The 16,227-nt window shown below is 64.2% G+C and carries 11 protein-coding genes and 2 CRISPR repeat arrays (1 of these 13 running past the window's edge); of the genes, 8 read left to right on the forward strand and 3 right to left on the reverse strand.

The window, feature by feature from the left end:
• Positions 1 to 7 precede the first annotated feature (7 nt).
• From THESUDRAFT_RS01795 to THESUDRAFT_RS01810, 4 genes are all read left to right on the forward strand, one after another.
• Positions 8 to 1,267, forward strand: coding sequence for a LytR/AlgR family response regulator transcription factor (locus THESUDRAFT_RS01795; protein WP_006902991.1), 1,260 nt, complete (start codon positions 8 to 10; stop codon positions 1,265 to 1,267).
• Positions 1,268 to 1,345: 78 nt separating this feature from the next.
• Positions 1,346 to 2,110, forward strand: a complete 765-nt coding sequence (locus THESUDRAFT_RS11990; protein ID WP_006902992.1) for a DUF420 domain-containing protein — start codon at positions 1,346 to 1,348, stop codon at positions 2,108 to 2,110.
• 20 nt (positions 2,111 to 2,130) lie between these two features.
• Entirely contained in the window at positions 2,131 to 3,153 is a 1,023-nt protein-coding gene (locus THESUDRAFT_RS01805) for an ABC transporter ATP-binding protein (protein ID WP_006902993.1), read from the forward strand.
• 133 nt (positions 3,154 to 3,286) lie between these two features.
• Positions 3,287 to 4,054 carry an ABC transporter permease gene (locus tag THESUDRAFT_RS01810; protein ID WP_006902994.1) on the forward strand — a complete coding sequence of 256 codons (768 nt, stop codon included), beginning with the start codon at positions 3,287 to 3,289 and terminating at the stop codon, positions 4,052 to 4,054.
• A gap of 345 nt (positions 4,055 to 4,399) precedes the next feature.
• On the opposite strand, the gene THESUDRAFT_RS01815 is transcribed toward THESUDRAFT_RS01810, so the two are convergent.
• Positions 4,400 to 6,367: a heavy metal translocating P-type ATPase gene (locus tag THESUDRAFT_RS01815; RefSeq protein ID WP_006902995.1), complete on the reverse strand. Its 1,968-nt coding sequence runs from the start codon at positions 6,365 to 6,367 to the stop codon at positions 4,400 to 4,402.
• Positions 6,368 to 6,385: 18 nt separating this feature from the next.
• Positions 6,386 to 6,793 carry an ArsR/SmtB family transcription factor gene (locus tag THESUDRAFT_RS12610; protein WP_006902996.1) on the reverse strand — a complete coding sequence of 136 codons (408 nt, stop codon included), beginning with the start codon at positions 6,791 to 6,793 and terminating at the stop codon, positions 6,386 to 6,388.
• Between the two features lie 165 nt (positions 6,794 to 6,958).
• Between THESUDRAFT_RS12610 and THESUDRAFT_RS14845 the strand changes: the two genes are divergently transcribed.
• On the forward strand, positions 6,959 to 7,084 hold the full coding sequence (locus THESUDRAFT_RS14845) for a transposase (protein ID WP_278199591.1): 126 nt from the start codon (positions 6,959 to 6,961) through the stop codon (positions 7,082 to 7,084).
• 480 nt (positions 7,085 to 7,564) lie between these two features.
• Positions 7,565 to 8,689 (forward strand): IS110 family RNA-guided transposase, encoded by a 1,125-nt coding sequence (locus THESUDRAFT_RS01825; RefSeq protein ID WP_006902997.1) that lies wholly within the window; start codon positions 7,565 to 7,567, stop codon positions 8,687 to 8,689.
• 39 nt (positions 8,690 to 8,728) lie between these two features.
• Here the strand turns inward: THESUDRAFT_RS01825 and THESUDRAFT_RS11995 are convergent, their stop codons facing one another.
• Entirely contained in the window at positions 8,729 to 9,880 is a 1,152-nt protein-coding gene (locus tag THESUDRAFT_RS11995) for an IS110 family RNA-guided transposase (RefSeq protein ID WP_006902998.1), read from the reverse strand.
• Between the two features lie 325 nt (positions 9,881 to 10,205).
• Positions 10,206 to 12,952: direct repeats of the CRISPR family, unit length 30 nt; unit sequence GTTTCGATTCCTCATAGGCACCCTACAAAC.
• A gap of 145 nt (positions 12,953 to 13,097) precedes the next feature.
• On the opposite strand from THESUDRAFT_RS11995, the gene istA reads away from it, so the two are divergent.
• Both istA and istB read left to right on the forward strand, forming a co-directional pair.
• Complete coding sequence (istA, locus tag THESUDRAFT_RS01835; protein ID WP_242823203.1) at positions 13,098 to 14,543, forward strand: IS21 family transposase; 1,446 nt, start codon at positions 13,098 to 13,100, stop codon at positions 14,541 to 14,543.
• Positions 14,540 to 15,316, forward strand: a complete 777-nt coding sequence (gene istB / locus THESUDRAFT_RS01840; RefSeq protein ID WP_006903000.1) for an IS21-like element helper ATPase IstB — start codon at positions 14,540 to 14,542, stop codon at positions 15,314 to 15,316. Before istA ends, istB begins: the two co-directional genes overlap by 4 nt.
• A gap of 92 nt (positions 15,317 to 15,408) precedes the next feature.
• A CRISPR array of direct repeats spans positions 15,409 to 16,227; the repeat unit is 30 nt; unit sequence GTTTCGATTCCTCATAGGCACCCTACAAAC; it runs 4,263 nt beyond the window's last position.

Raw genomic sequence — 16,227 nt, forward strand, 5'->3', positions numbered from 1 at the left:
CGGCGCCATGATGGTGCCTGCCGAGCGACAGCCAGAGTTGGAACGGCCGGACGAACAGGAACGGGCGGGACGGCAGCGGCCGGAACGGGAAGGGCCTGACGGGCTTGAGCGGCCGCAGGGGTACGAGCGCCGGCCCCGATCCGAGCGGCAGCCGGAAGGGCGGCCAGAAGAAGACCGGGGTGCGGACGCAGCCGCAGGACCGCTGCCCGCCACCGGGACCGGGAGGGGTCCGTCGCCCGCGGGGGAGCCGGGCCGCGGCGGGGCCGCGTTCGACCCGAACGGCGACCCCGAATGGGAGTGGGATCTGGACGGCCCGCCGCCAGGGGACCGGCCCATCCGGGCCCTGATCGTCGACGACGAGTACCCCGCCCGGGCGGAGCTGCGCTACCGGCTGAGCCGGGAACCGGGGGTCGAGATCACCGGCGAGGCGGCCACTGCCCGGGAAGCCCTGCGGCTGATCGGCGCCCTGGACTACGATGTGGTCTTCCTGGATATCGCCATGCCGGGAATTTCCGGTCTGGAACTGGCCGAGCGGCTCAAGCAGCAGCCCGGCGCTCCGTACGTGATCTTCACCACGGCCTACGACGAGTACGCCGTCAAGGCCTTCGAGGCCCGGGCCCTGGATTACCTCCTCAAGCCTTACAGCGACGACCGGCTGCGGGAGGCCTTGAGCCGGGTCCGGGAGCGGCTGGCCTTGCGGGGGGGTGCAGGGCCGGCGAGAACTCCGGCGACGCCGGTGGCGGGATCCACGGCCGCAGGAGCCGGAGCGCAGGCGGGTTCGCCGCCGCCAGGTGGGGTACCGGCGCAGACGGGGCGGCCAGGGGCGGCAGCGGCGGCCGACCATGCGGCTGCACCGGGCGCCGCGGAGGGAGCGGGGGGCGGGCCGGCTGCGACAGGCGGTGGCCGTGGGCGGCCCCGGCCGCGCTGGGTGATGGGGGTCCGGGACGAGGCCGCGGTGCCCATCCCCGTGGAAGAAGTGGTCTACGCCGAAGCGGAGAACGACCAGGTCTTCGTGTACACGGCGACCCACCGCCTCCCGACCCGTTACACCTTGCGGGAGCTGGAGGACCTGCTCCCGCCGGACCGGTTCTTCCGCTGCCACCGGGGCTACATCGTCAACCTGCGCAAGGTGCGGGAGATCAGCCCGTTCTTCAACGGGACCTACAACCTGACCGTGGTCCACGCCGGCCAGCCGGTGACGATTCCGGTGGCTCGCAGCCGCGTGCCCGAGCTGAAGCGGCACTTCTGGCCCGAGCAGGCCAGTTGATGGCGGGCCCGTGGTGTTGAAAACGGCGCTCACAGGCGGCCAGGTTCGGCTAGGCTTTGGGAGACGGTCACGGGTATCATGGGGTTAGGCACCTACCCATCCGGTGCGGACGCACTTGGCGTTCCGGCACACCCAACGCCCGGCCGGAACATCATCGCCGAACCATCACCAAGCATCAAGTTCAAGAACCATGACGCCACAATCCATGCAGGGAAGGCGGGAGCCACCATCGACCCCGTATTTGTCATCGCCGCGACCAACGCCACCCTCAACGCCATCAGCGCCGTGGTGATCGCCCGGGCGTACCGGCGGATCCGTGCGGGTGACGTGGCGGGGCATCGCCGGGGCATGCTGCTGGCGGCCGGGTTGCAGGCGGTGTTCCTCATCCTGTACCTGACCAAGAGCGTCCTCTACGGGACGACGCCGTTCGAAGGCCAGGCCGCCATTCGGCTGATCTACCTGGTGATCCTGGGCGCCCACAGCCTGGCGGCCAGCGTGACGGCCCCCCTGGTGCTGGTGGCGCTGGTCCTGGGTCTGCGCGGCCGCTACGACCGCCACCGCCGGGTGGCCCGCTGGGCCTATCCCATCTGGTTCTTCACGTCGGTCACGGGGCCGTTGACCTTCCTCTTGCTCTACGGATTCGGCCGGCCCGGCTATGGGGTCCAGGCCCTGGCCGCTCTGGTGCAGGGACTGCCGGGGGCTGTGGCCGCCATCGGCACCACCTGGGGCCCCTTCGCAGGGGCCGGAGGGATCTGGACGGACCCTGGGCTTTTCCTGACCCAGGTCCTTGCAGGGATGGGTCCGACTCTGGCCGCTCTTGTACGGATGGTGACCTGGGCGTGACAGGGGCGGCGGGGCGGACCTTGGCGGCGGCGGGTGGCGGTCCGGGTCCAACGCGGGTACCGGCGATCGAGGTGGAGCACCTGTCCCGGCGTTTCGGCGCCATTGAAGCCGTCCGCGACGTCAGCTTCCGTGTCGAGCAAGGGGAGATCTTCGGCCTGCTGGGCCCCAACGGAGCCGGCAAGACGACCACCATCAAGGTGCTGCTTTCATTGCTCAAACCATCCAGCGGCCGGGTCCGGATTCTCGGGATCGACGTGGCGGAGCAACCCGCGCGGGCCAGGCGCTATGTCGGGTGGGTTCCTCAGGAAACGGCCGTGGATCCCCTGTTGACCGGCCGGGAGAACTTGCTGCTGGTGGCCGGCATGTACCATCTTCCCCCTGCCGATGCAGCCCGGCGGGCGGAGGAGCTCTTGCAGCTGGTCGACCTGTCCGACGCCGCGGACCGGGTCGTCCGAGACTACTCCGGCGGGATGCGGAAGCGGCTCGACCTGGCCATGGGGCTGGTACACCGGCCTGCCGTGCTGGTTCTGGACGAACCCACCCTGGGCCTCGACATCCAGACCCGGCGGCGGCTGTGGCAGTACATCCGCACGTTCCGGGACCGGGGAACCACCATTCTGCTCACCACCCACTACCTGGAGGAAGCAGACTGGCTCTGTGACCGGGTGGCCATCATCGACGGGGGCCGGTGCCTTGCCCTGGATGCCCCGGCGCGGCTCAAGGCCCGCTATGGCAGCGAGTATCTGGAGTTGCGGGTGGCGGCAGGCCAACCGGCCGAACAGGTGCGGCAGCTGGCCCGGCAGCTCGAGGTCCTGGAACCGGTCATGGAGGTGGAGGTGGACTGGCCCGGTTCCAGCTCCGGGCTTGCCGTTCGCATCGGATTGCGGGTGCGGGATTCCCTTGCCGCCCTGGAACCGGTCCTGGCCACCTGCCGGGCGGCGGGGATCGCTCTTGAGGGGGTGGCGGCTCGGCCGGCCACCCTGGACGACGTGTTCCTCCACTTGACCGGGCGAGCCTTGCGGGATGGGGAGACGGCAGGCTAGGTTACCCTGGCAAGGGCTGGGTGTGAGCTGGCGGGGACTAGGTCGGAACTCGCGGAAGCTGGGTCTAAGCTGCCGAAGGTCGGATCCAATCCAAGCGGGACGGTACGGCGAGCGCTGCTGGAGGGGGCGGAGGATGGGCGAATTCTGGCTGGAAAACCGTGTGATGCTCCAGCGGTGGTGGTTCCGCTTGCGCCGGGAGCCCTTGACGTGGTTGTCGACGTTGAGCCAGCCGGTGCTCTGGCTGTTGCTTTTCGGTCACCTGCTGGCCCGCATGGCGGCGGGCGATGTGCCGGGGCACAACTACCTGGCCTTCATGAGCGCCGGGGCCATGGTGATGACGGTGTTCAACGGGGCCATAAACGGTGGGGTTGAGCTCCTTTTCGACCGGGAGACCGGGTTTCTGCAGCGCCTTCTGGCCGCGCCCATCCAGCGGCTGTCCATCGTCACCAGCCGGTTCGTCTACATCATGGCGGTGACCGCCGTACAGAACTTGCTTATCATCCTGACAGCCTACGGGCTAGGGGTTCGATTTGCCACCGGCCTGGGCGGGATCGTGGCGGCCCTTGGCATCGGTGCCCTTTATGGGGCGGGGGTCGCCACCTTGTCGATTGCCCTCGCCTTCGCTGTTCGCCGGCATCCCGAGTTCTTTACCATCACGGCGTTCCTGAGCCTGCCCCTGCTCTTTTTGAGTACCGCTCTGGCCCCCCTCGACCTCATGCCGGGATGGATGCAGGTCCTGGCCCGGTCCAATCCCATGACCTACGCCATCGAGGCCACCCGCGCGCTGGTCCTCAACGGCTGGGATACGCAGCTGGTTTTCTCTATGGTGGGAATCCTCCTGGCCTTCGATGCGGTGGCACTGGCCGTTGCGGCGCGGGTGTTACGGCGCGGCCTAGCGTAATAGCGTAATCTGGCGTAAGTAGAGCAGGGCGGCTTGGTGTTATGCCGGTGATTTTGGGTGTGGCGCCTGGTGCTGCGCCGTGGTCAACCTTGGACATGGTTTGCTTTTTGGTCCCCGTGGGCGATTGGACGAGTTGTCGCGGAGTAGGACGAATTCACCTTCCTCAAGAAGAGATAACGTTCCTCTTTGGCAACCTCCAAAACCAACCGGGTCATTCCAGGCACCCTACTCGGGTTTGAGACAAAAGAGGCCGTCGAGGAAGCCGGTTACGAGGTGGCCTGACGCGGAAAGGCGGGGCAGGGCCCGGCACTCCGGCCGGGTCCTCCTGCCCCTTCATCGATGCCTCTAACGGGCACGAAGGCCGTTGGCGACGGCCAGCAGCTCACTCACCTCGTGAGCGGTAACGGCCAGCGAGACGCCAACCCAGCCTGTCAGCGCGCCCGGGATCAAGATCGCCAGAACGGCTAGCGAGAAGATGATGTTTTGGCGGCTGATGGCGCGGGCCCGGCGCCCCAGGCGAACAGCGTAAGCCACTTTTCTCAGATCGTCGGCCATCAGGGCGACGTCAGCCGCCTCAATAGCGGCGTCGGTTCCCGCGGTGCCCATGGCCATCCCGACCGTGGCAGCGGCTAGGGCCGGCGCGTCGTTGATGCCGTCGCCGACCATGATCACACCGCCATACTCTTCAGCCAGCGCCTTCACGATCCTCGCCTTATCGTCCGGCTTCAGTTCCGCCCGGACATCGTCGATGCCAAGTTCCCGGGCGATGGCGTTCGCCGTCCGCTGATTGTCGCCGGTTAGCATGATGAAGTGCTCGACACCCGCTTCGCGCAATGCCTGTAGAGCGTCTTTTGCCTCGGGCCGGATCTCATCGCGGATGGCCAGCAGCCCCTTCACTTCCTCATCGGTGCCCACGAAGACGACCGTATGCCCGCCGTCCCGCAGCTCGTCGATCTTGTCCGACAGCTCCGCGGGGACCCGGGCTCCCAGCTGTTGAAAGAGAGCGGGGCTCCCAACATATAGGCTCACCTCGCCGACCACCGCCCTGGCCCCGGCTCCGGGTAGAGCCTGAAAGTCCCCGGCCTCGGGTACCTCGATCCCTTCATTCTGGGCCTTGGCCATGACGGCTCGGGCCAGGGGGTGCTCAGAGAAACGCTCAATCGCGGCGGCTCGCGCCAGCACTTCCCGCTCCGTCCATCCGGGCGCTGCGACAATGGTAGTCACCACGGGCTCTCCGCGCGTCAGCGTTCCGGTCTTGTCGAGGGCCACTGCGCGGACCGTGCCGAGGTTCTCAAGATGGATGCCCCCCTTGATGAGCACGCCGTTCTTGCCGGCTGTACCGATGGCGGAAGCCATGGCCACGGGCGTCGACATGACAAGGGCGCAAGGTGCCGCTGCTACCAGGAGGACCACAGCGCGGGTGGCCCAGGTCGACCAGTCGAGACCGATCAGGGGCGGGAGCAAGACCAAGGCCACGGCTGCAAGCAGGACAACAGGGCTGTAACGCCTACCAAACCGCTCGATGAAGCGCTGAGCCCGCCCTTTTTCTGATTGAGCCTGTTCGACCAGGCGGATGATCTTGGACAGGGTATTGTCCTCGAAAGTAGCCGTGGCCTCCAGAACAAGGGCGCCCTCACCGTTCACTGTGCCGGCAAAGACCCGGTCGCCTGGGCCCTTTGCCACAGGCACCGACTCGCCTGTGACCGCAGCTTCGTTAATGCTCGACCGCCCTTCACGAATGATGGCGTCGGTGGCGATGGATTCGCCCGGCCGCACGAGGAACCGATCGCCCGGTTTCAGGGAGCTCGCCGGCACCATGCGCTCCCGGCCGTTCTCGAGGAGCCGCGCCTCCTTGGGGGCCAAATCGAGCAACGCCTTGATGGCGGAGCGGGTGCGAGCGAAGGTGTACTCCTCCAGGCCTTCTGCCAGCCCGTAGAGAAAGACAAGGAAGGCGGCCTCAAACCACTGGCCGAGAAGGACGGCTCCCAACGTGGCGAAGGCCATGAGAGCTTCGATGCCTACTTCCCGCTCTTCAATGAACTCTTCCCAACCCTCGCGTACCCAGAAGTAGCCCCCGAGGGCAATGGCAACGACGTACAAGGGGATCTGGACCGCGGGGCCAAGGCCTAGCTTCCCGGCTAACCAGCCCAAGCCCAACACGATGCCTCCGAGGCCAGCATTACGGATGGGGGGGAAGCGGTACCAGGGACCTTCGAAGCCTTCTTCCTCTTCAGCGTCCTCATCTTCTCGGCTCGAGGAATGGCGTTCCGCCTCTTCGGCGACGGCGCGCGTGGTAAGGCTCTTTTCGTCCATGACAATTCCTCCTTCGCACTACTTCCGAACACGGACGTTGGGGGCCAGGTGCTTCTTCTGAATCCCCGCGCGGCAGCGGCCGCCGACGCGCAAGGTCATCTGTTGCTCGAAGTTTTTCTGGTCTTCACGGAATAAGTCGGCAGGGAGCCGCCTGACGACCTCTGCCAGCTCCTTCACGACCGGGTCCGTGAGATCGAGCGAATAGTAGACCCACCGGCCGTCTCGTCGTGCCCGCAGTAGCCTGGCGTTGCGGAGCTCTTTCAAGTGCCGTGACACGTGGTATTGGGGTACCTCAAGGGAGTCGACGAGTTCGCAGACACACACCTCCTCATCATTCGCGGCCATGAGCCGGACGATCCGGAGGCGCGTAGGATCTGACAGCGCCTTGAAGGCATCCGTAATCCGCGAGAGTTCCGTCTCGGTCACCCCCCCCCCTGCTTCCCGCCCGTTCTGGTTCTCCAGTACTACCGGCGCATGGCCGGGCCCCGCCGCTTTAAGAAGTATATATGTGCATATGCGCATATTTCAAGGCGGGGGCGCAGTCCTTTCACGCTTTCCTTTCCCATGCACCTTGGTGAGTAGTCGGCGCCCGTGAGGAACCGTCTGCCCGCGGACCATTCCTTCCGGGACATCGACCGGGCCGTCGATTTTGCGTTCGTCGAAGAAGAGACGGCCGATCTGTACAGCGCCGATCAAGGCCGGCCTTGTGAACGCTAATCGAAAAGTTACCTGTATCAGTTTCGGTAGGGGGTGCCCCTACTCCCGGCCAAGAGACGTCTTAGCCGGAGGGTTGGCGGGACCAAAGTGATCGGGCTTTGGCCCAGTAAGTGGGATTGCTGACCTCCGGGAGTGGCGAGACGACCTGGTTGGGGAAATAGGGTGCCCCCTCTTCCATTTGGTGCCGACCCGCATGAACCACAGGTGTCGGCATGATCGGAGTGCAAGCCCCCAGCGGGCAGCAGGACAAGCTCGGCCGCCAGGGTAAGGTTCTTCCCAGACTCGTGGGCGGCCGTTTGGCGGGGCACAGGCAGGAGGGACGGCCGACGGTGGTGTGGGCTTCGAGCTCGTAAAGTTGTCTGGTCGGCCCCCTCCTGCGAACCGCCTACATGGGCGCGGCTTGGGCCGACAGCCCGGATAGGTGAGTGCGCTGCGATCTCCGTCTCCGCCCCAAGAGCCCGGGAGAGGGGGGGCAACGCCGTGCCACGGTATTTCGGGCTCGACCTCCATAAACGGTACGTCCACGGCTGCGAATGGCAGGTGGACGTGCAAAAGGGAAGGCATTTCCGGTTCCCCAATACCGATGCAGGGTGGGCGACCTTCGTTGAGCAGCTGCGTGCGGATGACGAGATCGCCCTCGAGGTCACCGGAAACGCCTTCAACGTGCACGACTTGCTTTCGGCGTACGCCGGCAAGGTCCTGCTGGCCAATCCCCTGGAGCTGAAGCGCTTGGGTGCCGGTCGGCACACGGATCGCGTGGAGGCCGAACGGCTGGCCAAGATGCTGGCCCTGGGGATGGTACCGGCCGTGTGGGTGCCACCGCGGGAGGTCCGCGACGTCCGGTGCCTTTTGCAATACCGGGACCGGTTGGTCCGGAACCGGCGGCGGTACCTGACCCAGGCCAAGTCCGTGTTCCAGCGACACGGGCTGCCCATCCCGCGGAAGGTGGACCCCCGGCAGTGGCTGGACCGAGAAGCCCTGACCCCGTTGCCGCAAGCCGAACGCGTCATCCTCCTCAGCGCCCTCCGGCAGTTGGAGGCGGTGGACATAGAAATTCAGGCCATTGAAGCGGAGATCGCGCGACAGGTGGCCGACCAGCCGGCCGTTCAGTTGCTGACGATCACCGGGGTGGGCCTCATCACCGCGGTCACGATCTGGGCGTATCTGGGGGATCCGAGCCGCTTCCGAACCGCCAAGCAGGTGACGCGGTACGCCGGCCTGGACGCGTCGGTCCACCAATCCGGCGAGCAGGACCACCGGGGACGGATCAGCCGGAATGGATGCAAACTTTTGCGCACCACCCTCGTTGAGGCCGCTCTCGCGGTGGCGCGTCACGACCAGGGCCCCTTGGGGGCGTTCTTCCACCGGAAACAGCGGCAAATCGGACATCAGAAGGCCGTCGTGGCCTTGGCCCGCAAGCTCCTCATCGTCGCCTGGCGTATGCTCCTTACGGGCCAGCCCTACCGGGCGGCCAAGCCGTTGCTCGTGCAGCGGAAGCAACGCCGCCTGCTGAATGTAGCGCAGGCTGCTGTTGATTGGGATGCGGTGACCAAGGCCCTTTGGCCTGAGGACATCAAGACCCACCGTCGGCGAAAAGTCGCTTGATCGCTGGGTGCTTGACTTCGAACACACTTGTGATTGAGGTCAAGCCGGAACCTCTGTTTGGTATCCTTTCATTCTAGACTGGCGGGCCCGTTCTTGGGGCTTTGCCAGGACGGTGACCATCACATCCTCCCAATTCCGTTGATGACGTCGGAGCCCCCGAAGCTGGGACATCTTGTTCTGCACGGTTTTGGGGCGCTGATACCGGTAGGACTCCCCGGTCAGGAGCATCCGCCACGCGACGATCAGGAGCTTCCGCGCCAAGGCGACGACGGCCCGCTTATGGCCGAGCTGCCGGCGCTTCCGGTGATAGAACTGACCGAGGGGCCCGTTATCGAATCGTGCAAGAATGTGGGCCGCTTCGATCAAGTACGTGCGCAGGAGGGGATTGCCGTTCTTACTGATCTTGCCGTGGAAGTAGGTCTCGCCGGATTGGTAGGCCGATGGATCGAGGCCGGCATAGCGAGCGACCTGCTTGGGGGTCCGAAACCGGCGGGGATCGCCCAGGGCGGCCCAGATGGCGGCGGCCGTGATGGGCCCCACCCCCGTCATGGTGAGCAGGACTTGCGCTTCGGGTGTCCGGGCCAGGTGTTCGGCAATCTCGGCTTCGATGGCGGTGCACTCCTCCTGCGTGCACTGCAGTTGCCGAAGGGCGCTGACCACGATGGCCCGATCGCCGCTTGCGAAGGCGCCCAAACGCTCCGGCGTCAGAAACGCACCGAGGTCGACGCCCCGCGGTGGCTGTTCACCATACCGACGCAGCACGGCACGGATCTGATTTCGCCATCGCGTGGCGACGTTGAGGAGGCGTTCACGGTACCGTAGCAACCGCCGCAACTCGTGCACGGGTTGCGGTGGCACCCAGACCGTGGGCAACGTGCCCACCGCGAGCATCTTGGCCAGCCGGGCTGCATCGACGCGGTCGGTGTGGCGGCCCGACCCGAGCCGCCGTAACTCGACCGGGTTGGCCAGGAGGACCTGGGCGACATGCGGCGAAAGCCAATCGTACACTTCGAACGCATTCCCGGTGACCTCAAGGGCCACCCGGTCGTCGGGGCTGAGCCTTTGGAGGAAACGCGCCCATCCGTCCGGGGTGTTGGGGAACCGGGAATGCTTCTCTTTTTGGGTTTCAGGTCGCCACTCGCAGACGTGCACGTACTGGGCGTGCAAGTCAAGCCCCCAATACCGTGGCATCGACCTTCCCTCCTCAGGCCATCGAGCGCAGGGGCGGCGAAATGGGACAGCGTGCACGCATACACTTGTCCGGGCTCACGGGCACACATGCCCAGGCCCATGTGGGCGGTGCGCAGGAGGGGGCCACTCCACACACCACTGCGGGCTTGGTTGCCCATGTAAAATGGCGGCGCACCCTCCTGCCTGCGCTCCGCTGCCGCCTCCGCCCACGGAATCGGCACAAGGTTATCCCTTGAAGGTACCGATTCCTGCGCCGGGGGCTTGACCTCAATCATGCACACACCTTTTGAGGGTACCTCGCTGGCGCCCCCTTCGGCCGATCCAGGTTTCGATTCCTCATAGGCACCCTACAAACGCGACAGCTGGAAGACATTATCTGGGCGGCCGCCGATCGTTTCGATTCCTCATAGGCACCCTACAAACGCCATGCCGTGCATGCCACGGTCGGGTTCGCACCGAGCGTTTCGATTCCTCATAGGCACCCTACAAACGTATTGCTGGCATGGGTCACCGTGAAAGTCGTTTCGACGTTTCGATTCCTCATAGGAACCCTACAAACTGGACCCCTTGGGCCTTCCGGGCCTCCGCTTCGGGGGTTTCGATTCCTCATAGGCACCCTACAAACCGCCCGGCATAGCCGTTTCCCTGATGACGTGGTAAGTTTCGATTCCTCATAGGCACCCTACAAACTCGCGCCTGGCGCTCCATGACCGCCACGTATTTCCGGTTTCGATTCCTCATAGGCACCCTACAAACCGGGTTCCGCAGTCGTGCTTCGGCGGTGGATGGGGGGTTTCGATTCCTCATAGGCACCCTACAAACCTCTGGGCGTCTCTTGAGAGACGACCCACTGCCCGAGTTTCGATTCCTCATAGGCACCCTACAAACTCTGTGTGCATGGTAGCATCCGCCGTGCTTTCCGGGTTTCGATTCCTCATAGGCACCCTACAAACTTATCTGCTCCAGCACCCTTTCTTCCCCGAGTGTCGCGTTTCGATTCCTCATAGGCACCCTACAAACAGCCCTGGCGCTTTTCTTGGCGGTGGTGAAGCTGGGGTTTCGATTCCTCATAGGCACCCTACAAACGCGTCGAGGGCCCTAAACGGCGCCCCCGCGATCGTGTTTCGATTCCTCATAGGCACCCTACAAACAGGGCCGCTGGAAGAGCTGGGCCAAGCTGCTGGAAGTTTCGATTCCTCATAGGCACCCTACAAACGCCGCTGTCGGGGCGGCCGTCGCCGCGCATCCAGCCGTTTCGATTCCTCATAGGCACCCTACAAACTTTGGCGCGCCGAGCGAGCTCTTTGATGATCGTATGTTTCGATTCCTCATAGGCACCCTACAAACGCACGACCGCGAACACAGCGACCGCAATCGGTGCCAGTTTCGATTCCTCATAGGCACCCTACAAACAAGGCTGGTGGAGACGGTTGGTCTCAAAGAGGCGGCGTTTCGATTCCTCATAGGCACGCTACAAACGCCGCTTTGCCCACGCCAGAGCCAGCGTCGCGTTCTGTTTCGATTCCTCATAGGCACCCTACAAACAACGGGCGCGCCCGGAAGGGTCCGGCGGGATCGTGAGTTTCGATTCCTCATAGGCACCCTACAAACTGGCGGCTTCCGAGCGGCTCGCGAGGAGCGGCCTCGCGTTTCGATTCCTCATAGGCACCCTACAAACACGACTTTCCCGTCGCCCGGAAGCCCTTGACCGTCGCCGTTTCGATTCCTCATAGGCACCCTACAAACGTCCGGATCGAGGCGAAGTACGCGGGGACGCGGGGGTTTCGATTCCTCATAGGCACCCTACAAACCGCGCCACCCGGCCCGGATGCAGAGGTCGAGCACGGTTTCGATTCCTCATAGGCACCCTACAAACTCGGTTTGGCCGAATTGCTTACTTCGGTTTTTCATGAGTTTCGATTCCTCATAGGCACCCTACAAACGAAGCCGGTGTCTCATTGCGTGAAGCTGTCTGAGACACGTTTCGATTCCTCATAGGCACCCTACAAACCCGGCTGCAGGTGTGCAACGGAGACGGGTGCGTGGGTTTCGATTCCTCATAGGCGCCCTACAAACGTCGTCCGGCATATTGCGCCGCGAATCGAGACGACATAGTTTCGATTCCTCATAGGCACCCTACAAACGTGTGTGTGAGTGAAAACCCGTTTGCGCCGAGTGCCGTTTCGATTCCTCATAGGCACCCTACAAACGATCCAGTGGTCGTCTGATGAGGAAGCTGCAGTCGCGTTTCGATTCCTCATAGGCACCCTACAAACTCGCCCGTCGGCCGGTACCGCTGCGCCTTGAGATCGTTTCGATTCCTCATAGGCACCCTACAAACAAGTCGTCCCGGTGCCGATCCTGGGGACCATCCACGGTTTCGATTCCTCATAGGCACCCTACAAACGCAGTCGACGGGCCGGGCGGCGATGATGGGGTTGGAGTTTCGATTCCTCATAGGCACCCTACAAACTCGAACCGCCTCCGGCCGGATGGTCATGGAACTGATCGGTTTCGATTCCTCATAGGCACCCTACAAACTTTGCTACGGTCGAGGCGACGGCTCCCCAACGCTCGTGTTTCGATTCCTCATAGGCACCCTACAAACCTCCCGGTCTTGTTCCAGCCGGAGGTCAAAGACGAAGGTTTCGATTCCTCATAGGCACCCTACAAACGTTCCTTTCGAGTCAGTTGCCTTTTCGTGGATAGTTCGTTTCGATTCCTCATAGGCACCCTACAAACGCCGGACATCGGCGGCGGTGACTTTTCCCCGCCCCTGTTTCGATTCCTCATAGGCACCCTACAAACGGGTGGTGGCTGATCCAACGAGCCCCGAGGGGAGTGGTTTCGATTCCTCATAGGCACCCTACAAACAAACGGTCGAAGCTCCCCGGAAGCGACCGGGGAGACCGTTTCGATTCCTCATAGGCACCCTACAAACGGGGACTCCGGATGGCGAATGGACAGGCCACGGTTGTTTCGATTCCTCATAGGCACCCTACAAACAATTTTTACTTTCGTCGGGTTCGAACATACGTGGCAGTTTCGATTCCTCATAGGCACCCTACAAATGTGAACGCTAATCGAAAAGTGACCCACGTAGGGCCCTTGTGCTAACCGAAAAATTGACCACCCCGAGACCTGGCCCCTGTATGCTGGGAGGGTGTCCAGACCTTCCAGGGACAGGAGGCCGAAGGAGTGCTCGGGATGGTCGATATTGAGTTTATCCGAAAGCGCCACTTCGTCGATGGCTGGTCCATCCGGAAGATCAGCCGGCAGCTCGGGCTGGCCCCAGACGGTTCGCAAAGCCCTGGCGAGTGCGGAACCGCCTCGTTACCGGCTCAAGGCGCCACGTCCCAGCCCCGTGCTCGACCCCTACCGGGACGTCATCCTGACGTGGCTGGAACAAGACGCCACAGCCCCGCGAAAGCAGCGTCACACCGCCCGCCGGATCTACCAACGGCTGGTCGAGGAGTACGGCTTTCAAGGCGGTGAGTCCACGGTCCGGCGGTTTGTCAGCCAGGTCCGCGGTCGGCAGCCCGAACCGTTCCTCCCTCTGACGGCCGCCTGGGGCCAGTCGGCCCAGGTCGACTGGGGCGAAGCGGTGGTGGTGCTTGGGGGCCGCCGGACGGTTGCCCACCTGTTCGTCCTGCGCTTGCGGGCCAGCGGCGTGATCTTCACCTGGGCGTCGCCGACGGAACGGCTCGAGGCCCTGCTTGAAGGCCACTGCCGGGCCTTTGCCTGGCTCGGCGGCGTCCCCCGCGAGTGCATCTTCGACAACGCCAAGACGGCGGTCACCAAGATCCTCGCCGGTCCGGCCCGGGAAGAGCACACCCTCTTTGCCAGCCTCCGGGCCCACTACCTGTTCGACAGTGCCTTCTGCCGCCCCGGTGAGGCCCACGAGAAGGGAGCGGTGGAGAATGGCGTGGGGTACGTGCGGCGAAACGCCCTCGTTCCCGTGCCCGACTTTCCCGACTGGGAGGCGCTGAACGCCCACCTGCTCGCCTGGTGTGAGCGGGAGCGCCAGCGGCGCGGGGAGGCATGGGAACAAGAGCGGGCGGCGCTACGGCCCCTGCCGGACCGGCCCTTCCGCGCCGCCCGCCCCCACGTCGTCACGGTCAACAAGCTGAGCCTCGTGACCTTCGACCGGAACCGGTACTCCGTGCCTTGCGAGGGGGTGGGCCGCACGCTGACCCTGTGGGCCTATACGGACCGGATTGAGGTCACCGACGGCGAGCGTGTGGTGGCGACCCATCGGCGGGCTTATGGCCGTGGCGAGACGAGCCTTGAGCTGGCCCATTACCTCCCGGCCCTGGCCCGGAAGCCGCGGGCCGCAACCCACCTGGCCGTTGTGCCCAAGTTGCCCCCGGTGTATGCCCAGGTCCAGCGCGTCCTGTGCAGCCGACGTCCCGATGGGTACCGTGAGTTCGCCCAGATCCTGCTCCTGCACCGGGAGTTCCCGGCTGAGGTGATCACCGAGGCTTTGGAGCAGGCCTCCTCCCAGGGGCTGCTGGAGCCGCAAGCCGTTCGCCAGCTGATCCTCAACCGTCTGGCCCGTCCTGCACCCGAGCCGGTGCCCGTTCCGGACCGGTTCGCCGCCCTTCGGGTCCGGGCTTCCGATCCGGCCTGTTATGACGCCCTGCTGGGAGGGAATCGCCGATGAATGCCGCGAAGGCGACCCAGGAAGCGCTCATCGACCTCTATGCCCGGGAGTTACGGCTGCCGGGGCTCCGCAAAGCCTACCGCGAACTGGCCCGGGACGCCGCCCAGAGCGGCCAGGACCACCTGGCCTACCTGGCCGCCTGCCTCACGGCCGAAGTCGAGTCACGGCGCCAGAGCCGCTTGAACCGCCGGTTGGGGATGGCCCGGTTTCCCGCCCTGAAAACGCTGGAGTCTTTCGACTTCACGGCCCTTCCCGACCTGCCCAAGGCCCGGGTGCTCCAGCTGGCGGACGGGAGCTTCGTCAAGGCTCGGGAGAACGTGGTCTGCCTGGGCCCGACGGGAACGGGGAAGACCCACACGGCCATCGCTCTCGGGGTGGCCGCCATCCATGCCGGCTGGCGGGTGCGATTCACCACGGCCGTCGCCCTGGGGCAGGAGCTGCTGCAGGCCCACAACGAGGCCAGGCTGCCCAAGGCCCTCAAGGGGTGGGATCGCTTCGACCTCGTGATTCTCGATGAACTGGGGTACCTCGGCCTGGGCCCCGCGGGTCCGCTGCTGTTTCAGTTCTGCGCCCACCGCTACGAGCGTGGCAGCCTGCTCATCACGACCAATCTGGAGTTCTCGCGCTGGGTCGAGGTCTTTGGCGACGCCACCCTGACCTCGGCCTTGCTCGACCGGCTCACCCACCGGTCCCACGTGCTGCTCTTCAAGGGCGAGTCCTACCGGTTCCGCGAAAGCCAGCAGCGGTTGCGGAAGGAGGGGGTCTCACACTGACGAACCTCTAAATCCGACACCGGGGTGGTCAACAATTAGGTTGTCACGGTGGTCAAGTTTTCGATTAGCACGCACACATCAATCTGCGCCGCGTTTCGATTCCTCATAGGCACCCTACAAACGAAGATCCGCGTCGGGCTGGAGATTGCCAGTCTGGTGTTTCGATTCCTCATAGGCACCCTACAAACCAAGGCCAAGGCCAGCCGCGAACAGCTGCAGCGGATGTTTCGATTCCTCATAGGCACCCTACAAACCGGCGTGGTCGCCCGGGCCGTCACGGCGTACACGCCGTTTCGATTCCTCATAGGCACCCTACAAACGGATCATAAAAATGCGGACGCAGGTTATGAATCTGGGTTTCGATTCCTCATAGGCACCCTACAAACGATGAACAGTTGCGCCAGTATGCAGACCAGTTGGCCGGTTTCGATTCCTCATAGGCACCCTACAAACTCCCGTGTTGCGGTGGGTTATTGCGGCGCGTCCTTGGTTTCGATTCCTCATAGGCACCCTACAAACCGAGAGGAGCCGGTCGGCGAGCTCGGCGCGGCTCATGTTTCGATTCCTCATAGGCACCCTACAAACGCGGACTACACCATGGGGGGCCAGACGTACTCGGCGTTTCGATTCCTCATAGGCACCCTACAAACTCACCGAAGGAAAGCGCAGTCATCCAGGCATGGTTGTTTCGATTCCTCATAGGCACCCTACAAACGGCCGTAGGCCTTTGGCTCCGTTGGAATTGGAATTTGTTTCGATTCCTCATAGGCACCCTACAAACGAGACGGGCGACGTCGTAGCTCTCGATGATCGCCTTGTTTCGATTCCTCATAGGCACCCTACAAACCCTGGCGCGGGAGGAATCACCGCGCCGGATACCACCGTTTCGATTCCTCATAGGCACCCTACAA

This window comes from Thermaerobacter subterraneus DSM 13965 (assembly GCF_000183545.2).
In the GTDB taxonomy this organism is placed as follows: Bacteria; Bacillota; Sulfobacillia; order Thermaerobacterales; family Thermaerobacteraceae; genus Thermaerobacter; species Thermaerobacter subterraneus.